Consider the following 23,253-nt stretch of genomic DNA (forward strand, 5'->3'; position numbering starts at 1 on the left):
TAACTTAGGTTATCCAAGGGATCTATGGTCTTTTAAATCTAATTTTTCCATCATTTTTTTAGAAACCTGTCCACTGGATACTCCATATCCATCAACTAGAACTCCCTTATGATTATTTGAGGTGGTAATTGCATAAAGAATCGCATTATCATCAGGATTACTCATTCCTTCAAATCGTAATACCTTATCAACTTCAAACTCTTCAACCCCGAAAGTTTGTTTTTTGGATTTTAATTCGATCTCTTCATCCAAAAGGTTAAAATCTTCTTCATAACCTTCCTCTAATTTTAATTTATTTATCGCTTGAGATAATGTACCGTAATCTTTCATTTTATTTGAATTTTATTTCTAATTCAAATTACACTGAAAGCCGCATTTGAGCAAAAACTTAGAGGGGTTTAGGATAAGTTTAACTCCAATAATAGCGGTGTTTTCCCGCTATTCATCCCGATTCTTTGAACGAAAAAAACTTAAGGGTAGTAGAATCACCAGAAAGAAATACCAGCCAGTGACCAGGCCGATAATAGTTATAATTGCCGCGATAATATAAAACCAGTATGAATTGGGAATTTTCATAGCAGGAATAAAATTAAAATGATCAAAACCAGATAGAAGATCCAGTAATGCTTTAAATTCAAAGGGTTATTCCCGAAAAGGAATTTTGTCAGTCTGAAGTAAAAATGTCTGTTTTTAGCTATATGATTATAGGCGTGATCACTGAACTTACGGAAAAAATTATTGCTCTGGTAAAGTTCATGATGGAAAGTAGTGCCAGAGTGCCAGAGACTTCTGTAAGCAGAGTCTGGGCCACTGTAGACTTTTCCGTCTGGTTCAATTAAACGACTGGCCTTTTTGAATTCCTTCAGAGGGATATCGGGAAAGTTCTGAGCGAATTCCTGATAGGTTTTAAATCTTATCTTTCCTTTGGTCTTTTCTTCCCATCTCGTTTTCCAGAATTTGCAAAATCCACATTTTCCATCCCAGATCAATACATTCTGCTTAGGGGGATAATTTGTATGATCTATTCTTCCAAACACTAGAGTTCTCTTTTCATAGTAAAGGACTAAAAAAATAGTTCTAAATCAAAACTAAATCTAATATTGTGCAAATTCAGTAATTTTTTTAACCTTTATAACTTATTTTCCTGTGAACTATGAAAAGTAAAATTACTCTCAAAGAATTAGCCAAACTCTTGAATGTCAGTATTTCAACAGTTTCAAAAGCTTTACATGACAGTCCCGAGATAAGTCCTAAAACTGCTGAAAGAGTAAAGGAACTAGCGAAACTTCATAATTACAGGCCCAATCCTGTTGCAGTTAATCTTAAAAAAAGTAAGACAGGTACAATTGGAGTGGTAATTCCAAATATTTCAAATAGTTTTTTTGCCAGGGTTCTTTCCGGAATGGAAGCCGAAGCTCAGAAACATGAACAGCAGGTGATCACTTATATTTCTAATGAATCACTGGATCGGGAAATGCAGATCTGTGATATGCTCACTTCGGGAATGGTTGATGGTGTATTGATAGCAGTTTCAGAGGAAACTCAGAAAAAACAGGAATACGATCATTTATACGCCCTGTTGGATTATGATATACCAGTAGTGATTTATGACAGAATTAATCTAGGACTTCCTTCAGACAAAATTGGGGTAGACGATGAGAAGAGCTTCTATGATGCAACAAAGTTCTTTAAGGCAAAGGGATTGGAAAAAATAGGTCTTGCTTCAGCAATTCATCATGTTGGAATAGGACAGTTGAGAATAAAAGGCTACGAAAAGGCGATGAAGGAATTGGACAATTTGTACATGGCTACCAGTACAAAGCCAACTGAGCTGAAAAGAAAGATCAGGGAACTTATAACTACTGAAAAAATTGAGGCTTTATTATGTACCGATTTTGAGAGTGCGATTATGGCGACACGAGTCGCTTACGAGGAAAACATTAAAGTGCCCGATGATCTTAAATTGATAGGTTATATGAGTAAAGAGGTGGCGGAGTATCTAACGCCTTCATTAAGCTATATCGAACAACATCCACAGGAATTAGGATCCAAGGCGGTGGAAATTTTAAATAACAGGCTTAATGGGAAATACTTGTCTGGAAAGTTCGAAGAAAAGATAATTGCAACCACTATGGTTCATTTGGAGTCTACGGGGTTTTAATTTTGAATTCCATCTCACCTGAAATTAAATATTATATTTGCCGAAATTATCAATACGAATAAAATAAATGTTATTTAATTCATTAGATTTCGCAATTTTCCTGCCGATTGTTTTTGTTTTATACTGGTTTGTCTTTAACCGGAATCTTAAATGGCAGAATCTTCTGGTTGCTGCTGCAAGTTACCTCTTTTATGGCTGGTGGGATTGGCGTTTTTTATCACTTATATTTTTCAGTACTCTTGTTGACTACTTCGTAGGTAAAAACCTAGGTATTGTCACAAATAAATTACACCGCCAAATTTTATTATGGATTAGCATTATTGTAAATCTTGGATTTCTAGGATTCTTTAAATACTACAATTTTTTTCTTGATAATTTTATATCGGCCTTTAGCGTTGCAGGTTACGATTTAAATGCAAACTCATTAGATATTATCTTACCGGTAGGAATTAGTTTCTATACATTTCAAACTCTAAGTTATACAATAGATGTATATAAGAAGCGTCTTGAACCGGCTAAGGATTTCATTTCTTTTACGGCTTTCGTTAGTTTTTTTCCTCAGCTTGTAGCTGGTCCTATTGAAAGAGCAACTAATTTATTACCTCAATTTTATAAAAGCCGAAAATTTGAGTACTCCAAAGCTGTTGATGGGATGCGGCAGATTTTATGGGGATTATTTAAAAAAGTAGTTATTGCAGATAATTGTGCTGTTTTCGCCAATCATATTTTTGAGAATTCAGGTGATATGTCAGGAAGTACGTTGCTCTTAGGAGCTATATTTTTCACTTTTCAAATCTATGGGGATTTTTCGGGGTATTCTGATATAGCTATTGGAACTGCTCGCCTATTCGGCTTTAACTTAATGCAAAATTTTGCTTTTCCATACTTTTCCAGAGATATTGCAGAATTCTGGCGTCGCTGGCATATTTCTTTGTCTACCTGGTTTAGGGACTATTTATATATACCACTGGGAGGTAGTCGTGGAGGGACATGGATGAAAGTTAGAAATACATTTATCATTTTTATTGTTAGTGGGTTTTGGCACGGAGCCAACTGGACATTTATTGTTTGGGGAGCTTTAAATGCCTTATATTTTTTACCTCTTCTTTTGGCCAAAAAAAATCGCCAAAATATGGAAGTGGTGGCTCAAAACTCATTATTTCCTAATTTTAAGGAGTTTGGTCAAATGAGTTTAACTTTTTTCCTTACATTAATTGCTTGGGTGTTTTTTAGAGCAGAAAATATAGGTCATGCTGTAAGTTATTTGAAAGGTGTTTTTGACCCGTCTTTATTTACATTTCCTTACTATGTAGGAATTGGTTTTTCGGTTAAATTGGCCCCAATAATTATTCTTTTTTTTATTATTGAATGGTTAGGTAGAAGGGAAAAATTTGCTATAGAAAACTTAGTTTATATTAATAATAACAAAGTTAATTGGCTTATCCATAGTTTTTTGATACTGCTAATTGGTCTTTATATGTTTTCTTCAGAAACTAACTTTATTTATTTCCAGTTTTGATATGGAATCAATTAAAAAATTTATCAAAAGATTTATTTTATTTTCAATTTTTTCAATTGCAGTTTATCTAATTGGTTTAATTGGGTATGGCGAAATAGTTCCAGATTATTTTCAACAAAATATTTTCTTTGAGAAATTTGCATATGGGTTTTCCAACACCAGATTTAAGGAAGTTAAAAACACCTCAGAAGTTGATATAGTGTTTCTAGGTTCATCGAGATCTTACAGGCACTATGATCCAAGGATCTTTGGGGAATACGGTTATAATAGTTTTAATCTTGGTTCAAGTGCACAAACTTTCTTACAAACAGAAATATTGGTTAATAGATATATTGAGCGTTTAAATCCAGATTATGTCGTTTTAGATATTTATCCAGGAATGTTTTCGTCAGACGGAGTGGAATCTTCCTTCGATTTGATTTCAAATGATTATAATGATCTGGAAACTTTTAAGTTAGCACTTCAATTGAGAAATATCAAAGTTATGAACACTTGGATATTTGCAGTTTATAAAGAATATATATGTAATTCGCTAGATGATATCGAAAATAAAGCCCAAAAGGAGGACACTTATGTTAATGGAGGTTTTGTTCAACGCAAGATTAGGACTAATCAAAATTATTCAGATATTAATCATCAGAAATGGAAATATAATGAATTACAGTGGGAGGCTTTTGTGAGGACTATACAGAAAATTAAGCAAACAGATGCCCAACTGATAATAGTGCATTCGCCTAGAAATAGTCATTTTAGATATTCCAAACCTGAAAGATTACTAACATATTTGGATTCTTTAAATTTATCTTTTTACAATTATAAAAATATGGGTTTTTTATCAGATTCGCTTCATTTTTATGATCCCTCTCATTTAAATCAAAATGGTGTTAATCTTTACAATGATTTTTTTTATAAAAGACATTTTAATGATTAATAATTTTCAACCTTAATTTGTGCAAATTCTCTTATTTAAGATAAAATTTATATTAGAGGTAGTATTAGGGTATGAATCATTTCAAATTATCAGGTTTTGTGTTCTTGCTCAACGTATGTTTTAATATATGATGGATATTATTTTTGGGAATTCTTTAAGAAGATGATTATTAATACTCCTGAGGGAAATTTTATATTTGCCAATTCTAAAAAACTAAAAATATTATCTTGATTACTGAGAATCAGAAGGAAATTATTTCAAAATCGAATATCCTGGTTACAGGAGGAGCTGGATTTATAGGTTCAAACTTATGTGAAACTCTTTTGGAATGTGGAGCAAGAGTGAAATGCTTGGATAACCTTTCTACCGGACATGAAGAAAATCTAGAAAATATAATTGATAATCCGAGATTTCAATTTGTAAAGGGAGATATACGCAACCTTGAAACCTGTCAAAAGGCTTGTGATGACATGGACTTTGTGCTACATGAGGCGGCACTTGGTTCGGTCCCTCGATCCTTAAAAGATCCTATAACGAGTAATGAAGTAAATGTTTCAGGGTTTTTGAATATGCTTGTTGCTTCAAAAGAAAACAAAGTTAAACGATTCGTTTATGCGGCCAGTTCTTCTACCTATGGCGATTCTGAATCATTACCAAAAGAAGAAGACAAAATTGGGAAGCCTTTATCTCCATATGCTATCACTAAATATGTCAATGAGCTTTATGCAGATATATTTAATAAATCATATGGTCTAAATACAATAGGTCTTCGATATTTTAATGTTTTCGGCAGGAAGCAGGATCCAAATGGAGCTTACGCGGCGGTAATTCCAAAATTTGTGATGCAGTTTATGGCTCATGAAAGTCCCGTTATAAATGGTGATGGAACTTATTCAAGGGATTTTACCTACATTGATAATGTTTTGCAAATGAATTTACTGGCTTTAACCAGTGATGATCCGAATGCGGTTAACGAGGTTTATAATACTGCAGTAGGGGATAGGACTAATTTGCTGGAGTTGACTCAATTGCTTAAGGAGTATCTTTCTGATTTTGATGCTGAAATATCAAATATCGAAATTAAACATGGACCAAATCGCCCTGGGGATATCCCACACTCGCTTGCCTCGATTGAGAAAGCAGAAAAATTACTGGGTTATAAGCCAAGTCATAAAATTAAAGAAGGTTTGAAAGAAGCCGTCGATTGGTATTGGAAGAATCTTAAATAAATATACAACAATTAATGTCTGATAAAAAAATAGGGGTTATTGGTCTTGGATATGTGGGTTTACCACTTGCTAGGTTATTTGCTACGAAGTTTCCTGTTGTAGGATTTGACATAAATCAACCAAGAGTAAATGAGTTAATGAGCGGTAAAGATTCCACTTTAGAAGTTGAAGATGATCTTTTACGTTCGGTTTTAAAAGAAAATAATTCAGACGATTTAGGTTTATTCTGTACAACTAGTTTAGAGGAGATTCGAGGTTGTAATTATTTTGTTATTACGGTTCCAACACCTGTGGATAAAAATAATCGGCCAGATCTCACTCCGCTATACAAGTCTAGCGAAACTGTAGGTAAAGTCCTTAAAAAAGGAGATATAGTTATATACGAATCTACTGTTTATCCAGGTGTTACTGAAGATGAATGTGTTCCGGTACTAGAGAAGATAAGTGGCTTGAAATTTAATGAAGATTTCTATGTGGGATATTCTCCTGAAAGGATTAATCCCGGGGATAAGGAGCATACTGTGGAAAAGATTCTAAAAGTAACCGCAGGATCAACCCCTGAGGTTGGTGAAAGAGTAAATGATTTGTATGCTGAAGTAATAACTGCTGGTACACATTTAGCCCCAACGATTAAGGTAGCAGAAGCAGCAAAGGTTATAGAGAATTCTCAAAGAGATATTAATATTGCTTTTGTAAACGAGCTAGCGAAGATTTTTAATATGATGGGAATCGATACCCAGGATGTTCTTGAGGCAGCAGGAACAAAATGGAATTTCCTCCCCTTCAAACCAGGATTGGTTGGGGGGCACTGCATTGGTGTAGATCCTTACTACCTAGCACAAAAAGCTCAGGAAATTGGTTACCATCCTGAAATTATTTTAGCGGGAAGAAGAATGAATGATTCGATGGGGCAATATGTCGCTTCAGAAGTTGTTAAATTGATGTTGCAGAATGACATTAAAGTTAAAGGTTCAAAAATATTGGTTCTGGGAATTACTTTTAAAGAAAATTGTCCGGATGTACGTAACACTAAAGTAGTAGATGTTATAAAGAACCTTAAAGAATATGGAGTGGAAGTCACTGTTTATGATCCGCTTGCCAATCCAGCTGAAGTCATGCACGAATATGGTTTGGAGACAGTGAATACGACACCTGAAAATAGATTCGATTCAATTGTTTTAACCGTTGCCCATAAACAATTTATGGATCTTGATTTAAATGCCTTTAAAAATAACGGAGCAGTAGTTTATGACGTTAAAGGAGTTTTAGGGAATAAATGTGATCGAAAATTATAGTTTAGAATGAGGATTAAAAATATTTGCTGTATCGGCGCTGGCTATGTGGGTGGTCCCACTATGGCTGTTATTGCTCAGAAATGTCCTGAAATCAATGTTACAGTTGTAGATATTAATGAGAAAAGAATTGCGGCTTGGAATGATCAGAATGTCAAAAACATACCAATTTATGAACCTGGTCTCTCTCAAATTGTAGGTGAGGCAAGAGATCGCAATTTGTACTTTTCCACAGATATAGACTCAGCTATAGATAAAGCAGATATGATTTTCATTTCTGTAAATACACCTACCAAAACCTACGGTATTGGAAAAGGTATGGCTGCAGATTTGAAGTATATTGAACTTTGTGCCAGACAAATAGCGAGGGTAGCCAAAGATGATAAAATTGTGGTGGAAAAATCCACCCTGCCTGTTAGAACAGCTCAGGCTTTGAAAAATATATTAGATAACACAGGGAATGGAGTTAATTATCAAATTCTTTCAAATCCTGAATTTCTAGCTGAAGGAACTGCGGTTGAAGATTTAATGGATCCAGATCGGGTTCTAATTGGAGGGGATATAGATACCGAAGAAGGAAAAGAGGCTATGCAAGCTTTAGTTGATATATACTCTCATTGGGTGCCAGCAGAAAGAATTTTAACTACGAATGTTTGGTCCTCCGAACTTTCTAAGTTAACGGCTAATGCCTTTTTAGCTCAGAGAGTTTCCAGTATAAACGCGATGAGTGAGCTTTGCGAAAAAACCGGAGCAGATGTTAATGAAGTAGCGAAAGCCGTTGGAATGGATAGCAGAATAGGATCAAAATTCCTTAAATCATCTGTTGGATTTGGTGGTTCGTGTTTTCAGAAAGATATCTTGAATCTTGTTTATATCGCTAAATCTTTTGGATTAGAGGAGGTTGCTGATTACTGGGAGCAAGTGATCATAATGAACGATCATCAGAAGAAGCGTTTTGCCGTTAATATTGTAAAAACATTATTCAATACGGTTTCAGGAAAAAAAATCGCTTTCCTTGGTTGGGCCTTTAAAAAGGACACAAATGATACCAGGGAATCGGCTGCTATCTATGTCGCTGACTATTTGTTAAACGAACAGGCAGAAATTGTAATCTATGATCCAAAAGTTACCGAAGAGCAGGTGTTTGCTGATTTGGATTATTTAAGTTCCCGACCTGAAGAAGAAAACAGAAAACGGGTTACTGTTCTCAATAACCCCTACGATGTTTGTAAGGATTCCCATGCTGTCGCCATTTTAACCGAGTGGGATGAATTTGAAGATTTAGATTGGAAGGCTATTTATAATAATATGTTGAAACCAGCCTTTTTGTTTGACGGAAGAAGACTATTAGAAAGAAAGAAGAAAGAAGAAATAGGTTTTGAATTTTATGCAATCGGATCTTAGAAATGGATAAGAATTTAGATATAGCAATCAGGGCAGCAATTGAAGCTGGAAATGTAATCATGGAGATTTATAATAGCGAGGATTTTCAAATCCGGAATAAAGAGGACGATTCTCCACTTACAAAAGCCGATCTTAAAGCTAATGCCGTAATTAACTCCTTTTTAAAGCCAACTAAAATTCCAATCATTAGTGAGGAAAACAAGCAACTTGAGTACGAGGAACGTAAAGACTGGAAAGACTGTTGGATTGTAGACCCACTTGATGGAACCAAGGAATTTATTAAACGTAATGGAGAATTCACTGTCAATATTGCTTACATAAGGGATAATTTACCTGTATTCGGGGTAATTTACGTGCCTGCTAAAAAAACAGTTTATTTTTCAGCAGGTAGTTCCTCCTGGAAACAGATTTTAAATGATACAGATCCGGCTAAATTTAACCAGGTAGAGTCCATAATGATTTCTCCTGAAAAAAGTGAAGGGGAAATTCGGGTTGTGGGAAGCAGATCTCATATGAATCAGGATACTAAAGACTTTATTGCTAACTTACAGGAAAAATCGACCGACAAAATTAAAGTGGTTTCAAAGGGAAGTTCTTTAAAATTTTGTTTGGTCGCCGAGGGAAACGCTGATGTTTATCCTCGCTTTGCACCAACAATGGAGTGGGATACAGCCGCTGGACAGGCAATTTGTAAAGCAGTAGGACTTAAGGTTATTGATAAAGAGACTGGGCAGGAAATGAAATATAACCGGGAAAACCTGTTAAATAACCATTTTTCTGTATCCGCAATTGAGTAAGACGTATAAAAGACATATCGCCAAAACCATAACCTGGAGGGTTGTTGGTACTATAGATACTATAGTCCTTTCCTGGATTGTTACAGGTAACCCCTATACAGGTTTAAAGATTGGTTTTTCGGAAGTGATTACTAAGATGTTCTTGTATTACCTTCATGAAAGGATTTGGTTTAATATCAAGGCCGGAGTTACTAGAAATGGCGATAGCCGAAAGCGGCATATTGCCAAAACAATAACTTGGCGTTGCATTGGAACTATAGATACGATGTTGCTTGCCTGGTGGATATCTGGTGATCCACTTACCGGATTGAAAATTGGAGGAATTGAATTGGTGACTAAAATGATACTTTACTACTTGCATGAAAGGGCATGGTATAAATACGATTACGGCCTTCAACAAAGGAGAAGCAGAGAATTAAAGAAAGAGAATGAATTAAGTTATACCGATGAATAATATTGTTCCACATACCTTTCAGGTAGAGCGAAAAGACCGCAATAAACTTAAAGGTCATAAATCGTTTGTCGTTTGGTTTACAGGTTTATCAGGATCAGGTAAATCAACACTTGCTAATATGGTTGAGAAACGATTGTATGATAATGGGGTCCATACATTTACTCTTGACGGTGACAATGTTCGCGGTGGTCTAAATAATAATCTTGGGTTTAGCCGTGAAGATCGTAGTGAGAACCTTCGCAGGATAGCCGAAGTAGCTAAATTATTTATTGATTCAGGAAGTCTTGTTATAGGATCTTTTATATCACCTCTAAAGTCTGATCGGGATTCTGTAAAAAAGATAATTGGCGAAAATGATTTTGTTGAAATTTATGTGAATACGCCAATTGAAATATGCGAATCCAGGGATGTTAAGGGGCTGTATAAGAAGGCTAGAGCAGGGGAGATTAAAAATTTTACCGGTATTGATGCTCCTTATGAAGAACCTGAATTTCCAGATATAGAAGTAAAAACGAACCTTGAGGAAGCTGATGCTTCCGTAAAAAGGATATTCGATTATTTAAAGAATAAATTAGAAATAAAAAGTAATGAGTAAATATTATCTGAATTATCTTGATGAGCTGGAGTCGGAAGCGATTTTTATTTTACGTGAAGTTTGGGCTCAGTTTGAGAACCCAGTCATCCTGTTTTCAGGAGGGAAGGATTCTATTTTAGTAACTCATCTAGCAAAAAAAGCTTTTTACCCAAGTAAAATTCCATTTCCTTTAATGCATGTAGATACGGGACATAATTTTCCTGAAACTATCGAATTCCGGGATGACTTGATTGAGAGTCTTGGAGCAAAATTAATCGTAGGTTCTGTTCAAGAGTCTATCGATAATGGTAGAGTTGCTGAAGAAAAAGGAAAAAATGCTACAAGAAATGCCCTTCAAATTACCACACTCCTTGATGCTATTGAAGCTAATAAGGTAGACTGTGCAATTGGTGGTGGAAGAAGAGATGAAGAAAAAGCACGGGCTAAAGAAAGATTTTTTTCTCACCGAAACGATTTTGGAGAGTGGGATCCTAAAAATCAGCGTCCAGAATTATGGAACCTGTTGAATGGTAAACATTATGAAGGTGAGCACTTTAGGGCTTTTCCAATTAGTAATTGGACTGAAATGGATGTTTGGAATTATATTAAAAGAGAAAATATCAGTATTCCATCTCTTTACTTTGCTCATGAAAGAGAGGTAGTTTTTAGGAACAATTCATGGATACCTGTTTCTGAATATTTAAAACTCGAAAAAGGTGAAAAAATTGAAAAGAAGAAAATTAGATTTAGGACTCTTGGAGATATAACTATTACCGGAGGAATTGAATCTGATGCCGACACGCTTGATAAAATTGCTGATGAAGTTTCCACTATGAGAAAGACAGAGCGAGGAGATCGTAGTGATGATAAACGTTCAGAAACAGCGATGGAAGACCGTAAAAAACAGGGATATTTTTAGGAGAAATAAACTTGATTTAAGAATAAAAACTTTAGCAAAGATAATGGAGATTAATAATAATCAATTACTAAGATTTACAACGGCAGGAAGTGTTGACGATGGAAAAAGTACACTAATTGGTCGTTTACTGTTTGATTCTAAATCAATTTTTGAAGATCAGTTGGAATCGGTGACCAATACCAGTGCAAAAAAAGGTCATGACGGAGTAGATTTAGCGCTTTTCACTGATGGTTTAAAAGATGAAAGAGAACAGGGAATCACTATAGATGTAGCATACAGGTATTTCACAACTCCAAAGAGAAAATTTATTATTGCTGATACTCCTGGACATATTCAATATACTCGTAATATGGTGACTGGAGCATCGACAGCCAACGCGGCCCTAATATTGATCGATGCACGACATGGAGTTATTGAGCAGACTAAGCGACATTCATTCATAGCTTCTTTATTAAATATTCCTCATCTAATAGTATGTATTAATAAGATGGATTTGGTAGACTTCTCAGAAGAAAGGTATAATGAAATTATCGGACAATTTGAGGAATTTTCTTCTAAACTGTTGGTTAAGGATGTCCGTTTCGTACCAATGAGTGCGCTCCTTGGTGATAATGTTGTAAACCGCTCACAGAACATGGGCTGGTACGGCGGTGGAACGCTTCTTAGTATCTTGGAAACTTTACATATTAGTAGTGATATTAATAAAATTGATGCTAGATTTCCTGTACAAACGGTCCTACGACCACAGAGTAATGATCATAGAGATTATAGAGGATATGCGGGAAGAGTTGCTAGTGGGATATATAGAAAGGGAGATGAAATTGCTGTTTTACCTTCAGGATTCACCTCTAGAATAAAATCTATCAACGCAGGTGAAAATGAAATTGATGAGGCTTTTGCTCCTATGTCTATTGCAATAACCCTTGAAGACGATATTGATGTTAGTAGAGGTGATATGATTGTCAAAAGGAACAATCAGCCAGAAGGGGAACAGGAGTTTGATGTTATGTTATGTTGGTTAAATAACGATGCTGCAAAGCCAAGAGCTAAATATACGGTGATGCATGCTTCTAATGAACAAAGAGCCATGATCAAAGACATAATTTATAAGATAGATATAAATACTTATAACAGGAATACAGAAGATAAAGCTCTTTCTATGAACGATATTGCTCGGGTTAGGATTAGAACTACACATAGATTGATGCTAGACTCATATAGAGACAACCGCAATACAGGTAGCATTATATTAATAGATGAGAATACCAATGAAACCGTCGCTGCGGGAATGATAATTTAAAAGTATGACGAGAAATTTCAAAAGGATTTTAGTTACAGGGGGGGCTGGATTTATAGGTTCACATGTTGTGAGATTATTAGTGAAAAATTATCCAGATTATAACATTTATAATTTGGATAACCTTACTTACGCCGGGAATCTGGAAAATCTGAAAGATATAGAGAATGAGATCAATTATAATTTTTTAAAGGCGGATATAACAAATGCCGAATTAATTGATGGCCTTTTCGATGATTATCAATTTGATGCAATAATTCATTTGGCTGCTGAATCTCATGTAGATCGTTCAATATCGGATCCTTTATCTTTTGTAAAGACAAATGTTATCGGAACTATGAACTTATTGAATTCGGCTAAAAGAATTTGGCAGGACGACTATTCAGATAAATTATTCTATCATATTAGCACGGATGAGGTTTATGGAACATTAGGTGAAAAAGGCTTGTTTACTGAAAATACTGCTTATGATCCAAATTCTCCATACTCAGCCTCCAAAGCTAGTAGTGACCATTTTGTAAGAGCCTATGGAGAAACTTATGGATTACCTTATATTATTTCTAATTGCTCAAATAATTATGGTCCAAATCAGTTTCCTGAAAAACTAATCCCATTGTTTATCCACAATATTGTTGAGAAAAAGGATCTTCCTGTGTATGGAGATGGAAAGTATACAAGGGACTGGCTTTATGTAATTGACCATGCCCGTTCTATTGATTTAATACTTCATGAAGGTTCTAAAAAGGAAACTTACAACATAGGAGGCTTTAATGAATGGCAGAATATTGACCTCATAGAATTACTTTGTAAATTAATGGATGAAAAGTTGAACAGGGAGATCGGGAGTTCTGCTAAGTTAATTAATTATGTAAAAGACCGGCCTGGACACGATAAGCGATATGCTATTGATGCTTCTAAACTAAGCAGAACTTTAGGTTGGAAACCTTCGGTTACGTTTGAAGAGGGGTTGTCTAAAACTATCGATTGGTATCTACATAATAAAAAATGGCTTGATCACGTAGTATCGGGTGATTATAAGGAATATTATAAAAAACAATATTTAGAATGAAAGGAATTATTTTAGCAGGAGGTACTGGATCTCGTTTATTTCCAATAACAATAGCCGTAAGTAAGCAATTATTACCGGTTTATGACAAGCCTATGATTTATTATCCTTTATCCGTTTTAATGCTAGCAGGGATTAAGGATATACTTTTTATTACTACCCCCCATGACCAGGAATCATTTAAAAAACTTTTAGGTGACGGATCTCATATTGGATGTAATTTTGAGTATGAGATTCAGGATGAACCAAATGGATTAGCTGAAGCATTTATAATCGGGGAGAAATTTATCGGTAAAGATAAGGTAGCGTTGGTTTTGGGAGATAATATATTTTATGGAAATGAATTTGGAAAACTTCTGAGAAGTAAAACAGATGTCAAGGGCGCTTCGATTTTTGCATATCCAGTGAAGGATCCTCAACGCTATGGAGTAGTTGAATTTGATAAGAATAAGAAAGCCATAAGTATTGAAGAAAAACCTGATAGACCTAAATCTCAATATGCGGTTCCGGGATTATATTTCTATGATAACAAGGTAATCGAATATGCTAAGAAAGTAAGGCCATCTGCCAGAGGTGAAAAAGAAATTTCTTCATTAAATAAAATCTATCTGGAAAAGGGAGAATTAGAAGTTGGTGTTATGACGAGGGGAATGACTTGGTTTGATACTGGCACGGTAGAATCTTTAGATGATGCAAGTGAATTTATTAGGGTTTTACAGAATAGGCAGAGTACGATGATAGGGAATATTGAAGAGGTAGCATTTCAAAGAAATATGATAGAACTAGAAGATCTGAAAAAGTCTTCGGAAAGATATGGGAAATCTAAATACGGGCAGTACTTAAAGGAAATTGCTTCAATGGGATTAAGTAAATAAATGTATGTTGAAAAATTTCATTCGAAATTTACAAAGCTCCCAAAATTTAACATCTTTATTTTGGGCGTTTACCAACACCTTTAGTATACAGCTCTTAAGTTTCATTATTACAATTGTTTTAGCGAGGGTTCTTTCTCCAGAAGATTTCGGAGTTATTGCTATGATTGCAGTTTTTATAGCTGTAGGAAGGGAGTTAAAAGACTCTGGAATGACCTCATCCTTAATTAGGTCGAAGGATCATAATCAAATTGATTTAAATGTAGTTTACTTTTCCAATTTAGCTCTCTCTATTTTTATCTACATTATCATTTATTTTTCCGCACCCCTAGTTGCTCGATTTTATGAAAAAGATATTTTAATATCCGTTTTAAGATTATTTGCCTTAGTAATTCCTATCGGGACTATCGGTAGTATACAAAGTACTCTGCTTACTAAGGAAATGAAATTCAAAACTAAATTGAGAATTACTGTTCCATCGTTAATTATTGGAGGGGTTGTGGCTATTATTCTTGCCTTAAATGATTTTGGAGTCTGGAGTTTAGTTTGGATGAATATTTTACAAACCTCTATTAATTCTCTCCAACTTTGGTTTTACAGAAGATGGATGCCGACATTCGATTGGGACTGGAGAATTTTGAAACATCACTTTAATTTTGGAGTAAATTTGACTTTTTCAAATTTATTGAACGTGGTTTACAAGAATATATATTCAATTATAATAGGTAAATTTTTTTCAGCATCAATATTAGGCTTCTATGACAGAGCAAACTCTTTAAAACAATTACCAGTAAATAATGTTACATCAGCTCTTACAAAGGTCACATATCCTGTCTTTGCAAAGATACAAGATGAAAATTCCAAGCTTAAAGGTTATTATAAACTTATTATTCAGGAAATCATATTTATTCTAATGCCAATATTGGGAATAGCTGCAATCTTAGCAAAACCTTTATTTTTAATCGTTTTAGGTGAAAAATGGTTGCCTGCTGTTCCTTATTTTCAAATTTTAACTTTGGTAGGTTTACTATATCCAATTAATGGCTATAATCTTAATATTTTAAAAGTAAAGGGAAGAACCGATATATATTTCAAGTTGTCTATGGTTAAAAAAGTAATTGAATTGGGGCTTATTTTTATTGGTATTAATTTTGGGATTTATGGGTTATTGGTTAGCCAAATTGTCATAGCATTTCTTAGTTTATTCATTAATTCATATTATTCAGGTAAATTCATAGGTTATACATTATATGAGCAATTTATAGATGTAAAGCCAATAGTATTTTTGAATACGGTATTATTAATTATCTTTTTTGCCTTCTATCATTACAAGTTAAATAACCTTAATGATTATTTGTTGCTAGCTTTGTATCCAATAATTTATGTATTCATTTATACATTCTTCGCATCCTATTTCAAATTTGAAGCTTTACAATATTTAAAAACAAAATTTTTTAATAATTGATATGAATGAACTTTCTTTTTTTTTTAAAATTTTCAGGCATAGATATTTAAATAAATATCTACTAAAAAATCGACAGAAAATTTTTTGTATAGGCAAGAATAAAACCGGTACTACTTCTTTGCGTCAGGCTTTCTTAGAGTTTGGATTGGTTGTTGGATACCAAAGAGATGCTGAAAAATTATTAAAGTCTTATATAAATAACGATTTTAACGAAATCATAAAGTATTGTAAAACTGCGCAGGCATTCCAAGATATTCCTTTTAGTTTGCCAAAAACATATAAAGTTTTAGATAGTGAATTTCCTGATGCTAAATTTATTTTAACAATTAGGGATAATCCTGATCAGTGGTACTCTTCTGCAATAAGGTTCTACACTAAAAAATTTGGTAGCGGAAATATTCCAACTAAGACTGATTTACAGAATGCAGAGTATGTTTATAAAGGCTGGATGTGGGAAGAAAATAGAGAAACTTACGATACTTCAGAAAATGATATTTACAATAAAGAATTGATGGTAAAACAGTATATATCATATAACGCAGAAGTGATTTCCTATTTCAGCGACCGGCCTGATAAGCTTTTAATTATAAATGTATCGGAGAAAAACTCATACCAGAAATTAGCTAAATTTCTCAATGTTCAAACTGACAAGGTGAATTTTCCTTGGAAAAATAAAACGGATGAATAAGACAATCCCTGTAACAAAAACATTTTTTCCTCCACAGGATGAATATGTAAATCAATTATCAAGAATATGGGAAAATGAATGGTTGACAAACCGAGGTGAGTTAGTACGTGAACTTGAGAGTAAGCTGACTAAATATTTATGTGTTGAAAATATTATTTTAACCACCAATGGGACATTACCTCTACAAATAAGTCTAAAGGCTCTTGGCCTTAAGGGTGAGGTTATAACTACGCCTTTTAGTTATGTTGCCACTACATCTTCAATTGTCTGGGAGAACTGCAAACCTATATTTGTAGATATAGATCCTGAATATTTAACGATAGATGAAGAAAAAATCGAAGAAGCAATTACGGAAAAAACAACCGCCATTCTAGCAACTCATGTTTTTGGCAACGCTTGTAATATTGAAGAAATTGAAAGAATTGCAAATAAATATGACTTAAAGGTAATCTATGATGCAGCTCATTGTTTTGGTGTAAATTATAATGGAAAAAGTATTTTTCAATACGGAGATGTTAGTACCTGTAGTTTCCATGCAACAAAAATTTTTCATACAGCTGAAGGGGGAGCTATGTTTACAAATGATAGTAAATTAAATCACAAGCTTTTTTATAGTCATAATTTCGGGCATAATGGACCAACAGATTTTTTCGGTTTAGGTATTAATGCTAAAATGAGTGAGTTGCAAGCAGCTATGGGACTAACCGTTTTGCCATACATGAATGATATAATCCAAGAGCGGAAAGCAATCGTAGATTTTTATGATGAAAATTTGAACTTTGGTAAAATAAGAAAGATAAAATTAAGATCAGGGTTGAATTGGAATTATAGTTATTATCCGATAATAGTTGATTCAGAGGCTAATTTATTACGTCTAATTACTTCAATGAATGAAGTAAATGTTTTTCCAAGGCGTTATTTCTATCCTTCACTAAATAATTTATCTTATATTAATTATAATCCTTTAGAAATTTCTGAATCTATAGCCTCTCGCATAATTTGCCTACCATTATATTCAGGTTTAAAAGTTGAATCACTTGAGATAATAAAAAAAATTATTAATAATGATAATAATTGGAGCAAAGGGACACGCTAAAGAAATATTTGAAATATTTAAGGAAAGTGAATTATCAGAAGCTCTTTATTTTTTCGATGATATAAACAAAGATGATACTAAAACCTTATTTAATTGTAGAATATTAAAGAATTTGTTGGAGGTAAAAAATATCTTTTCCGAAAATAAAAGTTTTTGTTTAGGAATTGGAAAACCTCAATTAAGGTCATTATTAGCTGAAAAGTTAATTAAACAAGGAGGAATCATGGAATCTGTGATTTCTCAACGTGCTTTAGTTGCACAATCCAGTGTTATTGATTCAGGAGTTAATCTGATGCCCTTTTCAGCTGTTTATAATTGTACAAAAATTGGTAAGGGAGCACTAATTAATTCTTTTGCTAGCATTCATCATGATTGCATTGTGGGCAATTTTACAGAGGTTTCACCAGGGAGTAGGGTTTTAGGGAGGAGCAAAATAGGAGCTTTCTGTTCCTTAGGTGCAAACTCGGTAGTTCTTCCAAAAATAGAAATTTGTGATAATGTAACTATTGGGGCAGGAGCCGTAGTCACAAAATCTATCTTACATGAAGGAACATATGTTGGTATACCGGCTAAAAAAATAACTTAATTATGGATTCTAAGCCGCTAGTAAGTATATGTATAATTACTTACAATCAAGAAAATTATATAGAAGAATGTTTAAAAGGAGCAATAAACCAAAATTTTAATGGAAAGTTTGAAATTGTTATAGGCGAAGATAATTCAACAGATAAAACCGGACAAATTTGTAAAGAATTTAGTTTAAAGTATCCTAATCGCGTTCGACTTCTAAAAAGGGCCGAAAATTTAGGAGTGATGAAAAATTTTATTTCAACATTAATGTCTTGCAAGGGTAATTACATAGCTGTTTGTGAAGGAGATGATTACTGGACGGATAATTATAAACTTCAGAGACAGTTTGATGTAATGGAAAAAAATCCTAGTATCGATCTTTCATTTCATCAATGTGATTTGCTGGATTCTGGAAAAACGCCTCCAATAATAAAAACAAAACAGTTCCCTAAATACGAAAATATGGAGGTAGTTGGTTTGCATGATGTTATAAGCGGTGGTGGAGGTTTAATTCCTATGGCAAGTATATTTTTCAGGACCACTATAATGGAACATTATTTAAAGTATGTAGGTAATTATTCTGGGGGTCATTACTTATTGCAAGTGATTGGGTCTTTAAATGGAGCCATATTTCTAAAACAAAATATGGCAGTTTATAGGGTAAACTCTTCTACTTCTGTCATTAAAAATGTTAAAAATAACTCTGCAAATTATGAATCTTGGATAGATAATCACATTAAGAAATTAGAAGACTTTAAAAGTATAACGGGGCCTAAATATTCTAACCTCATCAATTCTTTGATTTTAAAAGAAAAAATGAAGGCATTTAGATCTTTTAAAACTTCTAAAGAATATAGAGATGATTTATTCAAGGAATTAACTTATAATAGGTCTATAACTTATGTAGACTTTATAAAATTTTATTTGATTTTTAAAAATGAAAATATAGAAAGGTTTGCTGAGAAAATATATAGACTGATTAAGAGATAATTCAAAATGAGAGAAGGTAAAAACAATAGAAAACTCAAAAATTTGAGTTTAATACATGGAATTGATGAAGGTAAAGGAAATTTTTAGAAATAACTTCAACTCATTCTTTTACTTCTTCGGATATCTAAGATACCGTATGTTCATAGTATTTTTTCTTAGTCTTGCTGTTGGGATGTTGGATGGTTTTGGCTTAGCTATGTTTATCCCTTTACTTCAAATGTTTGATGAAAAGGGTATGGCCGAAAAAGACTTAGGTAAGTTACAATTTTTACCAGATCTTCTTCAAGATTGGGGGGTATCCTTTAGTATTATAACCATACTAATTTTAATTCTTATATTCTTTGCTTTTAAAGGTGTTGCTAAATATTTTCAAACATATGTTACTGTAATCTACATGCAGTTTTTCATGAGAACAGTGAGAGTAGCAAATATTAATTTATTGAATACTTATTCCTTCGCTAGTTTCGTAACCTCAGACAGTGGAAGGATTCAAAATACATTTAGCGGAGAGGTAGAGAAACTAAATATTGCCTTTTCTTCTTATATGAAGTCTTTTCAACAAGTAATTTTGGTGTCTGTATATTTGATTTTAGCTTTTGGATCCAATTTTAGTTTTGCATTGATGGTGAGTATTGGTGGGGGGACTACTAATTTTATTTTTAACTATTTATATAAAAAATCAAAACTTTTTTCTAGAGAAATCACCACTGAGAATCATGTTTTTCAAGGTTTACTTATTCAACATGTCGCTTTCTTTAAATATTTAAAATCTAGTGGCTTAAATATTAAATATTCAGAAAAATTAGTAGATAGTATAAAAAAGATAGAAAAAATTCAGCGTAAAATTGGATATATAAGTTCTATTCTTCTTGGAGCAAGAGAGCCTCTTACTATTTTTGTAGTTGTTCTAGCGATGATCATTCAAATTAAATTTTTGGGAGCTAATATTGGTACTGTTATTTTAAGTTTATTGCTATTATATAGAGCACTAACCTTTTTGATGGCAATGCAGGCAGATTGGAACAGATTTTTATCTGTTTCAGGTTCGCTAGAGAATATGAATGATTTCGTCAGAGAATTGAAAAGTGGTAAAGAGAAAAATGGAGAAATTAAGATTGATAGTTTTAAGAATAAAATTTCTCTAAAAAATATTTCATTTACTTATGGAGATAAACAAATTCTCGACTCCATAAATACTGATATTTTTAAATATCAAACTGTTGCTTTAGTAGGTCAAAGTGGTTCAGGGAAAACTACTTTGATGAATATACTTACAGGTTTAGTAATACCTCAAAAGGGTGAAATAAGTATTGATGGTGTAGATTATAAAGATTTAGATTTATACGGGTTAAGAGATAAAATTGGTTTTATTTCCCAGGAAGCTCCAACATTTAGTGACACGATTTTTAATAACATCACCTTTTGGGATGAACCTACACCTCAAAATATGGAAAAATTTCTATCTGCTGTAAAGAAGGCATCTATATATGATTATATAATGGAATTACCTAATAGAGAAAATGAATATATCGGTAACAACGGAATAAATTTAAGTGGTGGGCAAAGGCAGAGGATAGCCATTGCACGTGAACTCTATAAGGAAGTTGATTTACTCTTTATGGATGAAGCAACTTCTGCTTTAGATGGTGAAACAGAAGCTGTTATACAAAAGAACATCGAAGATTTGCATGGCAAATACACTATTGTTATGATCGCTCACAGGTTAAGTACCATTAAAAATGCTGATCAAATAATTTTGTTAAAAGATGGTCATATTACTGCATCTGGAACTTTTCAAGAGCTTCTTGAAAAATCTCCTGATTTTCAGAATATGATTAATCTACAAGAGTTTTAGTATATAATTACCTTTGAAAAAGATCATGATGAAAACATCCAAAATAAAAACAGAGCTATATAAGCATATCACCAAAACAAAAAATTTGTTTACTTCAGATTTTACGAATTATTTGTTTAATGATCCCATTTTATTGTATTATTCAGATTTTAGTAAAAACTGGGGGGATTATATTAATCCTTTTTTAGTGGAGAAAATTACTGGTAAACAGGCAGTATCTTATAAACGTATTTATAATGTAAAGAACCGAAGAAAACTTTATGGAGTTGGGAGTATTTTACATCATCCAGGTCTTCAAGATTCAATAATTTGGGGCTCGGGATTCATTTATCCTCCAAAAAAAATACATGGAATACCTTCAAAAATTCTAGCGCTAAGAGGAAAAAATTCTGCTAAAATTTTCGAGAATTTTGGAGTGACTCACAATAATGTTTTTGGAGATCCAGCCTTATTATTTCCTTCTTTTTACAATCCTGATCGCGAATTAAAATACAAAGTTGGAATAATTCCACATTATTCGGAATTAAAAGATTTTGAGAAGAATTCAAAGCTAAAAGAAAATAAAGATATAAAAGTAATAAGTCCAATGGTCCCTGGTGACAAGGTATATAATATTATCGATCAATTAAAGGAATGCGAAATAGTTATATCTAGTTCATTACATGGTTTAATTTTAGCAGATGCATATGGAAAACCATCTTTGAGATTCAATTATTCGAATAAACTTGTAGGTGGAAATTTTAAGTTTGAAGATTATTATAGTGGTGTGGGAATAAATAAACATGAAACTATTCAGATAAACAAGGTTGACAATATGGATTTTCAGGAAATAAAAAATAAAAGTAGTTTGAAAGATCTCAAATATGATAAGGAAGAACTTTATAATGTGTTAGTTCAGTATGTTCAAAAAAGGGATAAGTTTTAGTTTACGTTCGATTTTGGTAAGCCAGTATGGATAAAAATAAAAACATAAAAATTTTAGTAGTCGTAGGTTCTTTTAAAATTGGAGGAGCGGAAAAAATGGCAATTGTAATAGGGGAAGAATTATCAAAAAGGGGATTCTTTGTTCATTATGCTATTCAAAAGCCAATTTTTCAAATTCCACACAATATTGAAAACAAACGCATTCACGTTCTAAATAAGAAAAAGGAATCTAGCAAGTATTATCATCATTTAAATAATATCATTCAAATTAAGAAATTAGCAAAAAGCTATGATCCCGATGTTGTAATTGGTTTAACGTATTTTAGTAGTTTTCTTTCTTGTTTTACTTTTTGTAAAAATATTATAGGGACCTTTGATGTTAATCCCTATTCTTTAGGTAAAAAGAGACACCGAATTGCAGACTTTGTTTGTAATTGGTCTAATGTTAAGAGAGTAGTAGGGCCCTCTATAGGTACCGTTAATGAGTTGAAGAAGGCCCGTCCCCAGTTTGACAATAAATTTATTACAATTTATAATTCAATTGATTTTAATAGAGTAGAGGAACTCTCTAAATCGGAAATAAAGGAATCTTACTTGTATAAAAAGCCTTTTATTTCTGCGATGGGTAGATTAAGCAATCAAAAAAATTTCACATTGTTAATTAGGAGCTACGCTACAAGTGACCTTAAAGAGCACTTCAATTTAGCCATTATTGGGGATGGACCTCAAAAATCAGAGTTATTGGAACTCATAAAAAAATTGGGTCTTGAAGACAAAATATTTTTACTTGGTTTTAAAAGCAATCCTTATCCATATATCAAGCAGTCTGAGTTTTTTATAAATACATCTAATTATGAAAGTTTCTGTGTAGTAATTCTTGAAGCATTAGCTTTAGGAAAAATGGTAGTGGCCACTGACTGTCCCTCAGGTCCTGGGGAGTTAATACAAGATGGTTTAAATGGTTATTTAACGGAGGTAGACAATATTTCTTCTTTAGTTAATAAACTGGATTTTTTGTCTAAAAATAAAAAAACGATTCAAAAAAAGTCTTTAATAGCTAAGGAAAGCGTTAATAAATTTAAAATCTCCTCAATAGGAAATGAATGGGAAAATCTTATTGGTGAAATATTATAATTTGTATAAATAGATA

General features: G+C 33.0%; 23 protein-coding genes. 21 read left to right on the forward strand and 2 right to left on the reverse strand.

Translation table 11 applies throughout. From position 1 onward, the window contains the following. Window positions 1-9: 9 nt before the first annotated feature. The gene (locus G3I01_RS10995) at window positions 10-330 is read right to left on the reverse strand and encodes a phosphoribosylpyrophosphate synthetase (RefSeq protein ID WP_219547816.1); all 321 of its coding nucleotides are present in this window, start codon (window positions 328-330) and stop codon (window positions 10-12) included. 242 nt (window positions 331-572) lie between these two features. Then, window positions 573-1,037, reverse strand: coding sequence for a DCC1-like thiol-disulfide oxidoreductase family protein (locus tag G3I01_RS11000; protein ID WP_219547818.1), 465 nt, complete (start codon window positions 1,035-1,037; stop codon window positions 573-575). Window positions 1,038-1,153: 116 nt separating this feature from the next. Between G3I01_RS11000 and G3I01_RS11005 the strand changes: the two genes are divergently transcribed. The 21 genes from G3I01_RS11005 to G3I01_RS11105 all read left to right on the forward strand — a co-directional run bounded on the left by G3I01_RS11005 (window position 1,154) and on the right by G3I01_RS11105 (window position 23,237). Then, complete coding sequence (locus tag G3I01_RS11005; protein WP_219547820.1) at window positions 1,154-2,161, forward strand: LacI family DNA-binding transcriptional regulator; 1,008 nt, start codon at window positions 1,154-1,156, stop codon at window positions 2,159-2,161. Between the two features lie 67 nt (window positions 2,162-2,228). Next, window positions 2,229-3,680, forward strand: a complete 1,452-nt coding sequence (locus tag G3I01_RS11010) for an MBOAT family O-acyltransferase (protein WP_219547822.1) — start codon at window positions 2,229-2,231, stop codon at window positions 3,678-3,680. A 1-nt stretch (window position 3,681) separates the two neighbouring features. After that, the gene (locus G3I01_RS11015) at window positions 3,682-4,611 is read left to right on the forward strand and encodes a hypothetical protein (RefSeq protein ID WP_219547824.1); all 930 of its coding nucleotides are present in this window, start codon (window positions 3,682-3,684) and stop codon (window positions 4,609-4,611) included. Window positions 4,612-4,838: 227 nt separating this feature from the next. Further along, window positions 4,839-5,840: an SDR family oxidoreductase gene (locus G3I01_RS11020; RefSeq protein WP_219547826.1), complete on the forward strand. Its 1,002-nt coding sequence runs from the start codon at window positions 4,839-4,841 to the stop codon at window positions 5,838-5,840. A 14-nt stretch (window positions 5,841-5,854) separates the two neighbouring features. Further along, window positions 5,855-7,135, forward strand: a complete 1,281-nt coding sequence (locus G3I01_RS11025) for a nucleotide sugar dehydrogenase (protein ID WP_219547828.1) — start codon at window positions 5,855-5,857, stop codon at window positions 7,133-7,135. A 6-nt stretch (window positions 7,136-7,141) separates the two neighbouring features. Further along, window positions 7,142-8,536, forward strand: coding sequence for a nucleotide sugar dehydrogenase (locus G3I01_RS11030; RefSeq protein WP_219547833.1), 1,395 nt, complete (start codon window positions 7,142-7,144; stop codon window positions 8,534-8,536). A gap of 2 nt (window positions 8,537-8,538) precedes the next feature. After that, complete coding sequence (gene cysQ / locus G3I01_RS11035) at window positions 8,539-9,333, forward strand: 3'(2'),5'-bisphosphate nucleotidase CysQ (RefSeq protein WP_219547835.1); 795 nt, start codon at window positions 8,539-8,541, stop codon at window positions 9,331-9,333. After that, the gene (locus G3I01_RS11040) at window positions 9,326-9,787 is read left to right on the forward strand and encodes a DUF2061 domain-containing protein (protein WP_219547837.1); all 462 of its coding nucleotides are present in this window, start codon (window positions 9,326-9,328) and stop codon (window positions 9,785-9,787) included. The genes cysQ and G3I01_RS11040 overlap by 8 nt, the downstream gene beginning before the upstream one ends. Beyond that, entirely contained in the window at window positions 9,780-10,382 is a 603-nt protein-coding gene (gene cysC / locus G3I01_RS11045; protein WP_219547839.1) for an adenylyl-sulfate kinase, read from the forward strand. The genes G3I01_RS11040 and cysC overlap by 8 nt, the downstream gene beginning before the upstream one ends. Then, complete coding sequence (gene cysD / locus G3I01_RS11050; protein ID WP_219547840.1) at window positions 10,375-11,280, forward strand: sulfate adenylyltransferase subunit CysD; 906 nt, start codon at window positions 10,375-10,377, stop codon at window positions 11,278-11,280. The genes cysC and cysD overlap by 8 nt, the downstream gene beginning before the upstream one ends. 43 nt (window positions 11,281-11,323) lie before the next feature. Further along, window positions 11,324-12,580 (forward strand): GTP-binding protein, encoded by a 1,257-nt coding sequence (locus tag G3I01_RS11055; RefSeq protein WP_219547841.1) that lies wholly within the window; start codon window positions 11,324-11,326, stop codon window positions 12,578-12,580. 4 nt (window positions 12,581-12,584) lie between these two features. Continuing rightward, a complete protein-coding gene (gene rfbB, locus G3I01_RS11060; RefSeq protein WP_219547842.1) occupies window positions 12,585-13,646 on the forward strand; it encodes a dTDP-glucose 4,6-dehydratase in 1,062 nt (353 codons plus the stop codon). Continuing rightward, entirely contained in the window at window positions 13,643-14,518 is an 876-nt protein-coding gene (gene rfbA, locus G3I01_RS11065) for a glucose-1-phosphate thymidylyltransferase RfbA (protein ID WP_219547843.1), read from the forward strand. Before rfbB ends, rfbA begins: the two co-directional genes overlap by 4 nt. Before the next feature lie 4 nt (window positions 14,519-14,522). Continuing rightward, entirely contained in the window at window positions 14,523-15,980 is a 1,458-nt protein-coding gene (locus G3I01_RS11070; protein WP_219547844.1) for a lipopolysaccharide biosynthesis protein, read from the forward strand. A gap of 1 nt (window position 15,981) precedes the next feature. Next, window positions 15,982-16,668 (forward strand): sulfotransferase, encoded by a 687-nt coding sequence (locus G3I01_RS11075; RefSeq protein WP_219547845.1) that lies wholly within the window; start codon window positions 15,982-15,984, stop codon window positions 16,666-16,668. Next, window positions 16,661-17,764 carry a DegT/DnrJ/EryC1/StrS family aminotransferase gene (locus G3I01_RS11080; RefSeq protein WP_219547847.1) on the forward strand — a complete coding sequence of 368 codons (1,104 nt, stop codon included), beginning with the start codon at window positions 16,661-16,663 and terminating at the stop codon, window positions 17,762-17,764. Before G3I01_RS11075 ends, G3I01_RS11080 begins: the two co-directional genes overlap by 8 nt. Then, window positions 17,733-18,350, forward strand: a complete 618-nt coding sequence (locus G3I01_RS11085; RefSeq protein WP_219547849.1) for an acetyltransferase — start codon at window positions 17,733-17,735, stop codon at window positions 18,348-18,350. The genes G3I01_RS11080 and G3I01_RS11085 overlap by 32 nt, the downstream gene beginning before the upstream one ends. 2 nt (window positions 18,351-18,352) lie before the next feature. Then, window positions 18,353-19,324, forward strand: coding sequence for a glycosyltransferase (locus tag G3I01_RS11090; RefSeq protein WP_219547851.1), 972 nt, complete (start codon window positions 18,353-18,355; stop codon window positions 19,322-19,324). A gap of 136 nt (window positions 19,325-19,460) precedes the next feature. After that, window positions 19,461-21,179: an ABC transporter ATP-binding protein gene (locus G3I01_RS11095; RefSeq protein ID WP_257710565.1), complete on the forward strand. Its 1,719-nt coding sequence runs from the start codon at window positions 19,461-19,463 to the stop codon at window positions 21,177-21,179. 25 nt (window positions 21,180-21,204) lie between these two features. Further along, complete coding sequence (locus G3I01_RS11100) at window positions 21,205-22,104, forward strand: polysaccharide pyruvyl transferase family protein (RefSeq protein WP_219547853.1); 900 nt, start codon at window positions 21,205-21,207, stop codon at window positions 22,102-22,104. Between the two features lie 26 nt (window positions 22,105-22,130). Continuing rightward, window positions 22,131-23,237, forward strand: coding sequence for a glycosyltransferase (locus G3I01_RS11105; RefSeq protein ID WP_219547855.1), 1,107 nt, complete (start codon window positions 22,131-22,133; stop codon window positions 23,235-23,237). The last annotated feature ends 16 nt before the right edge of the window (window positions 23,238-23,253 follow it).

This window comes from Gramella sp. MT6 (genome assembly GCF_019357415.1).
Lineage (GTDB): Bacteria > Bacteroidota > Bacteroidia > Flavobacteriales > Flavobacteriaceae > Christiangramia.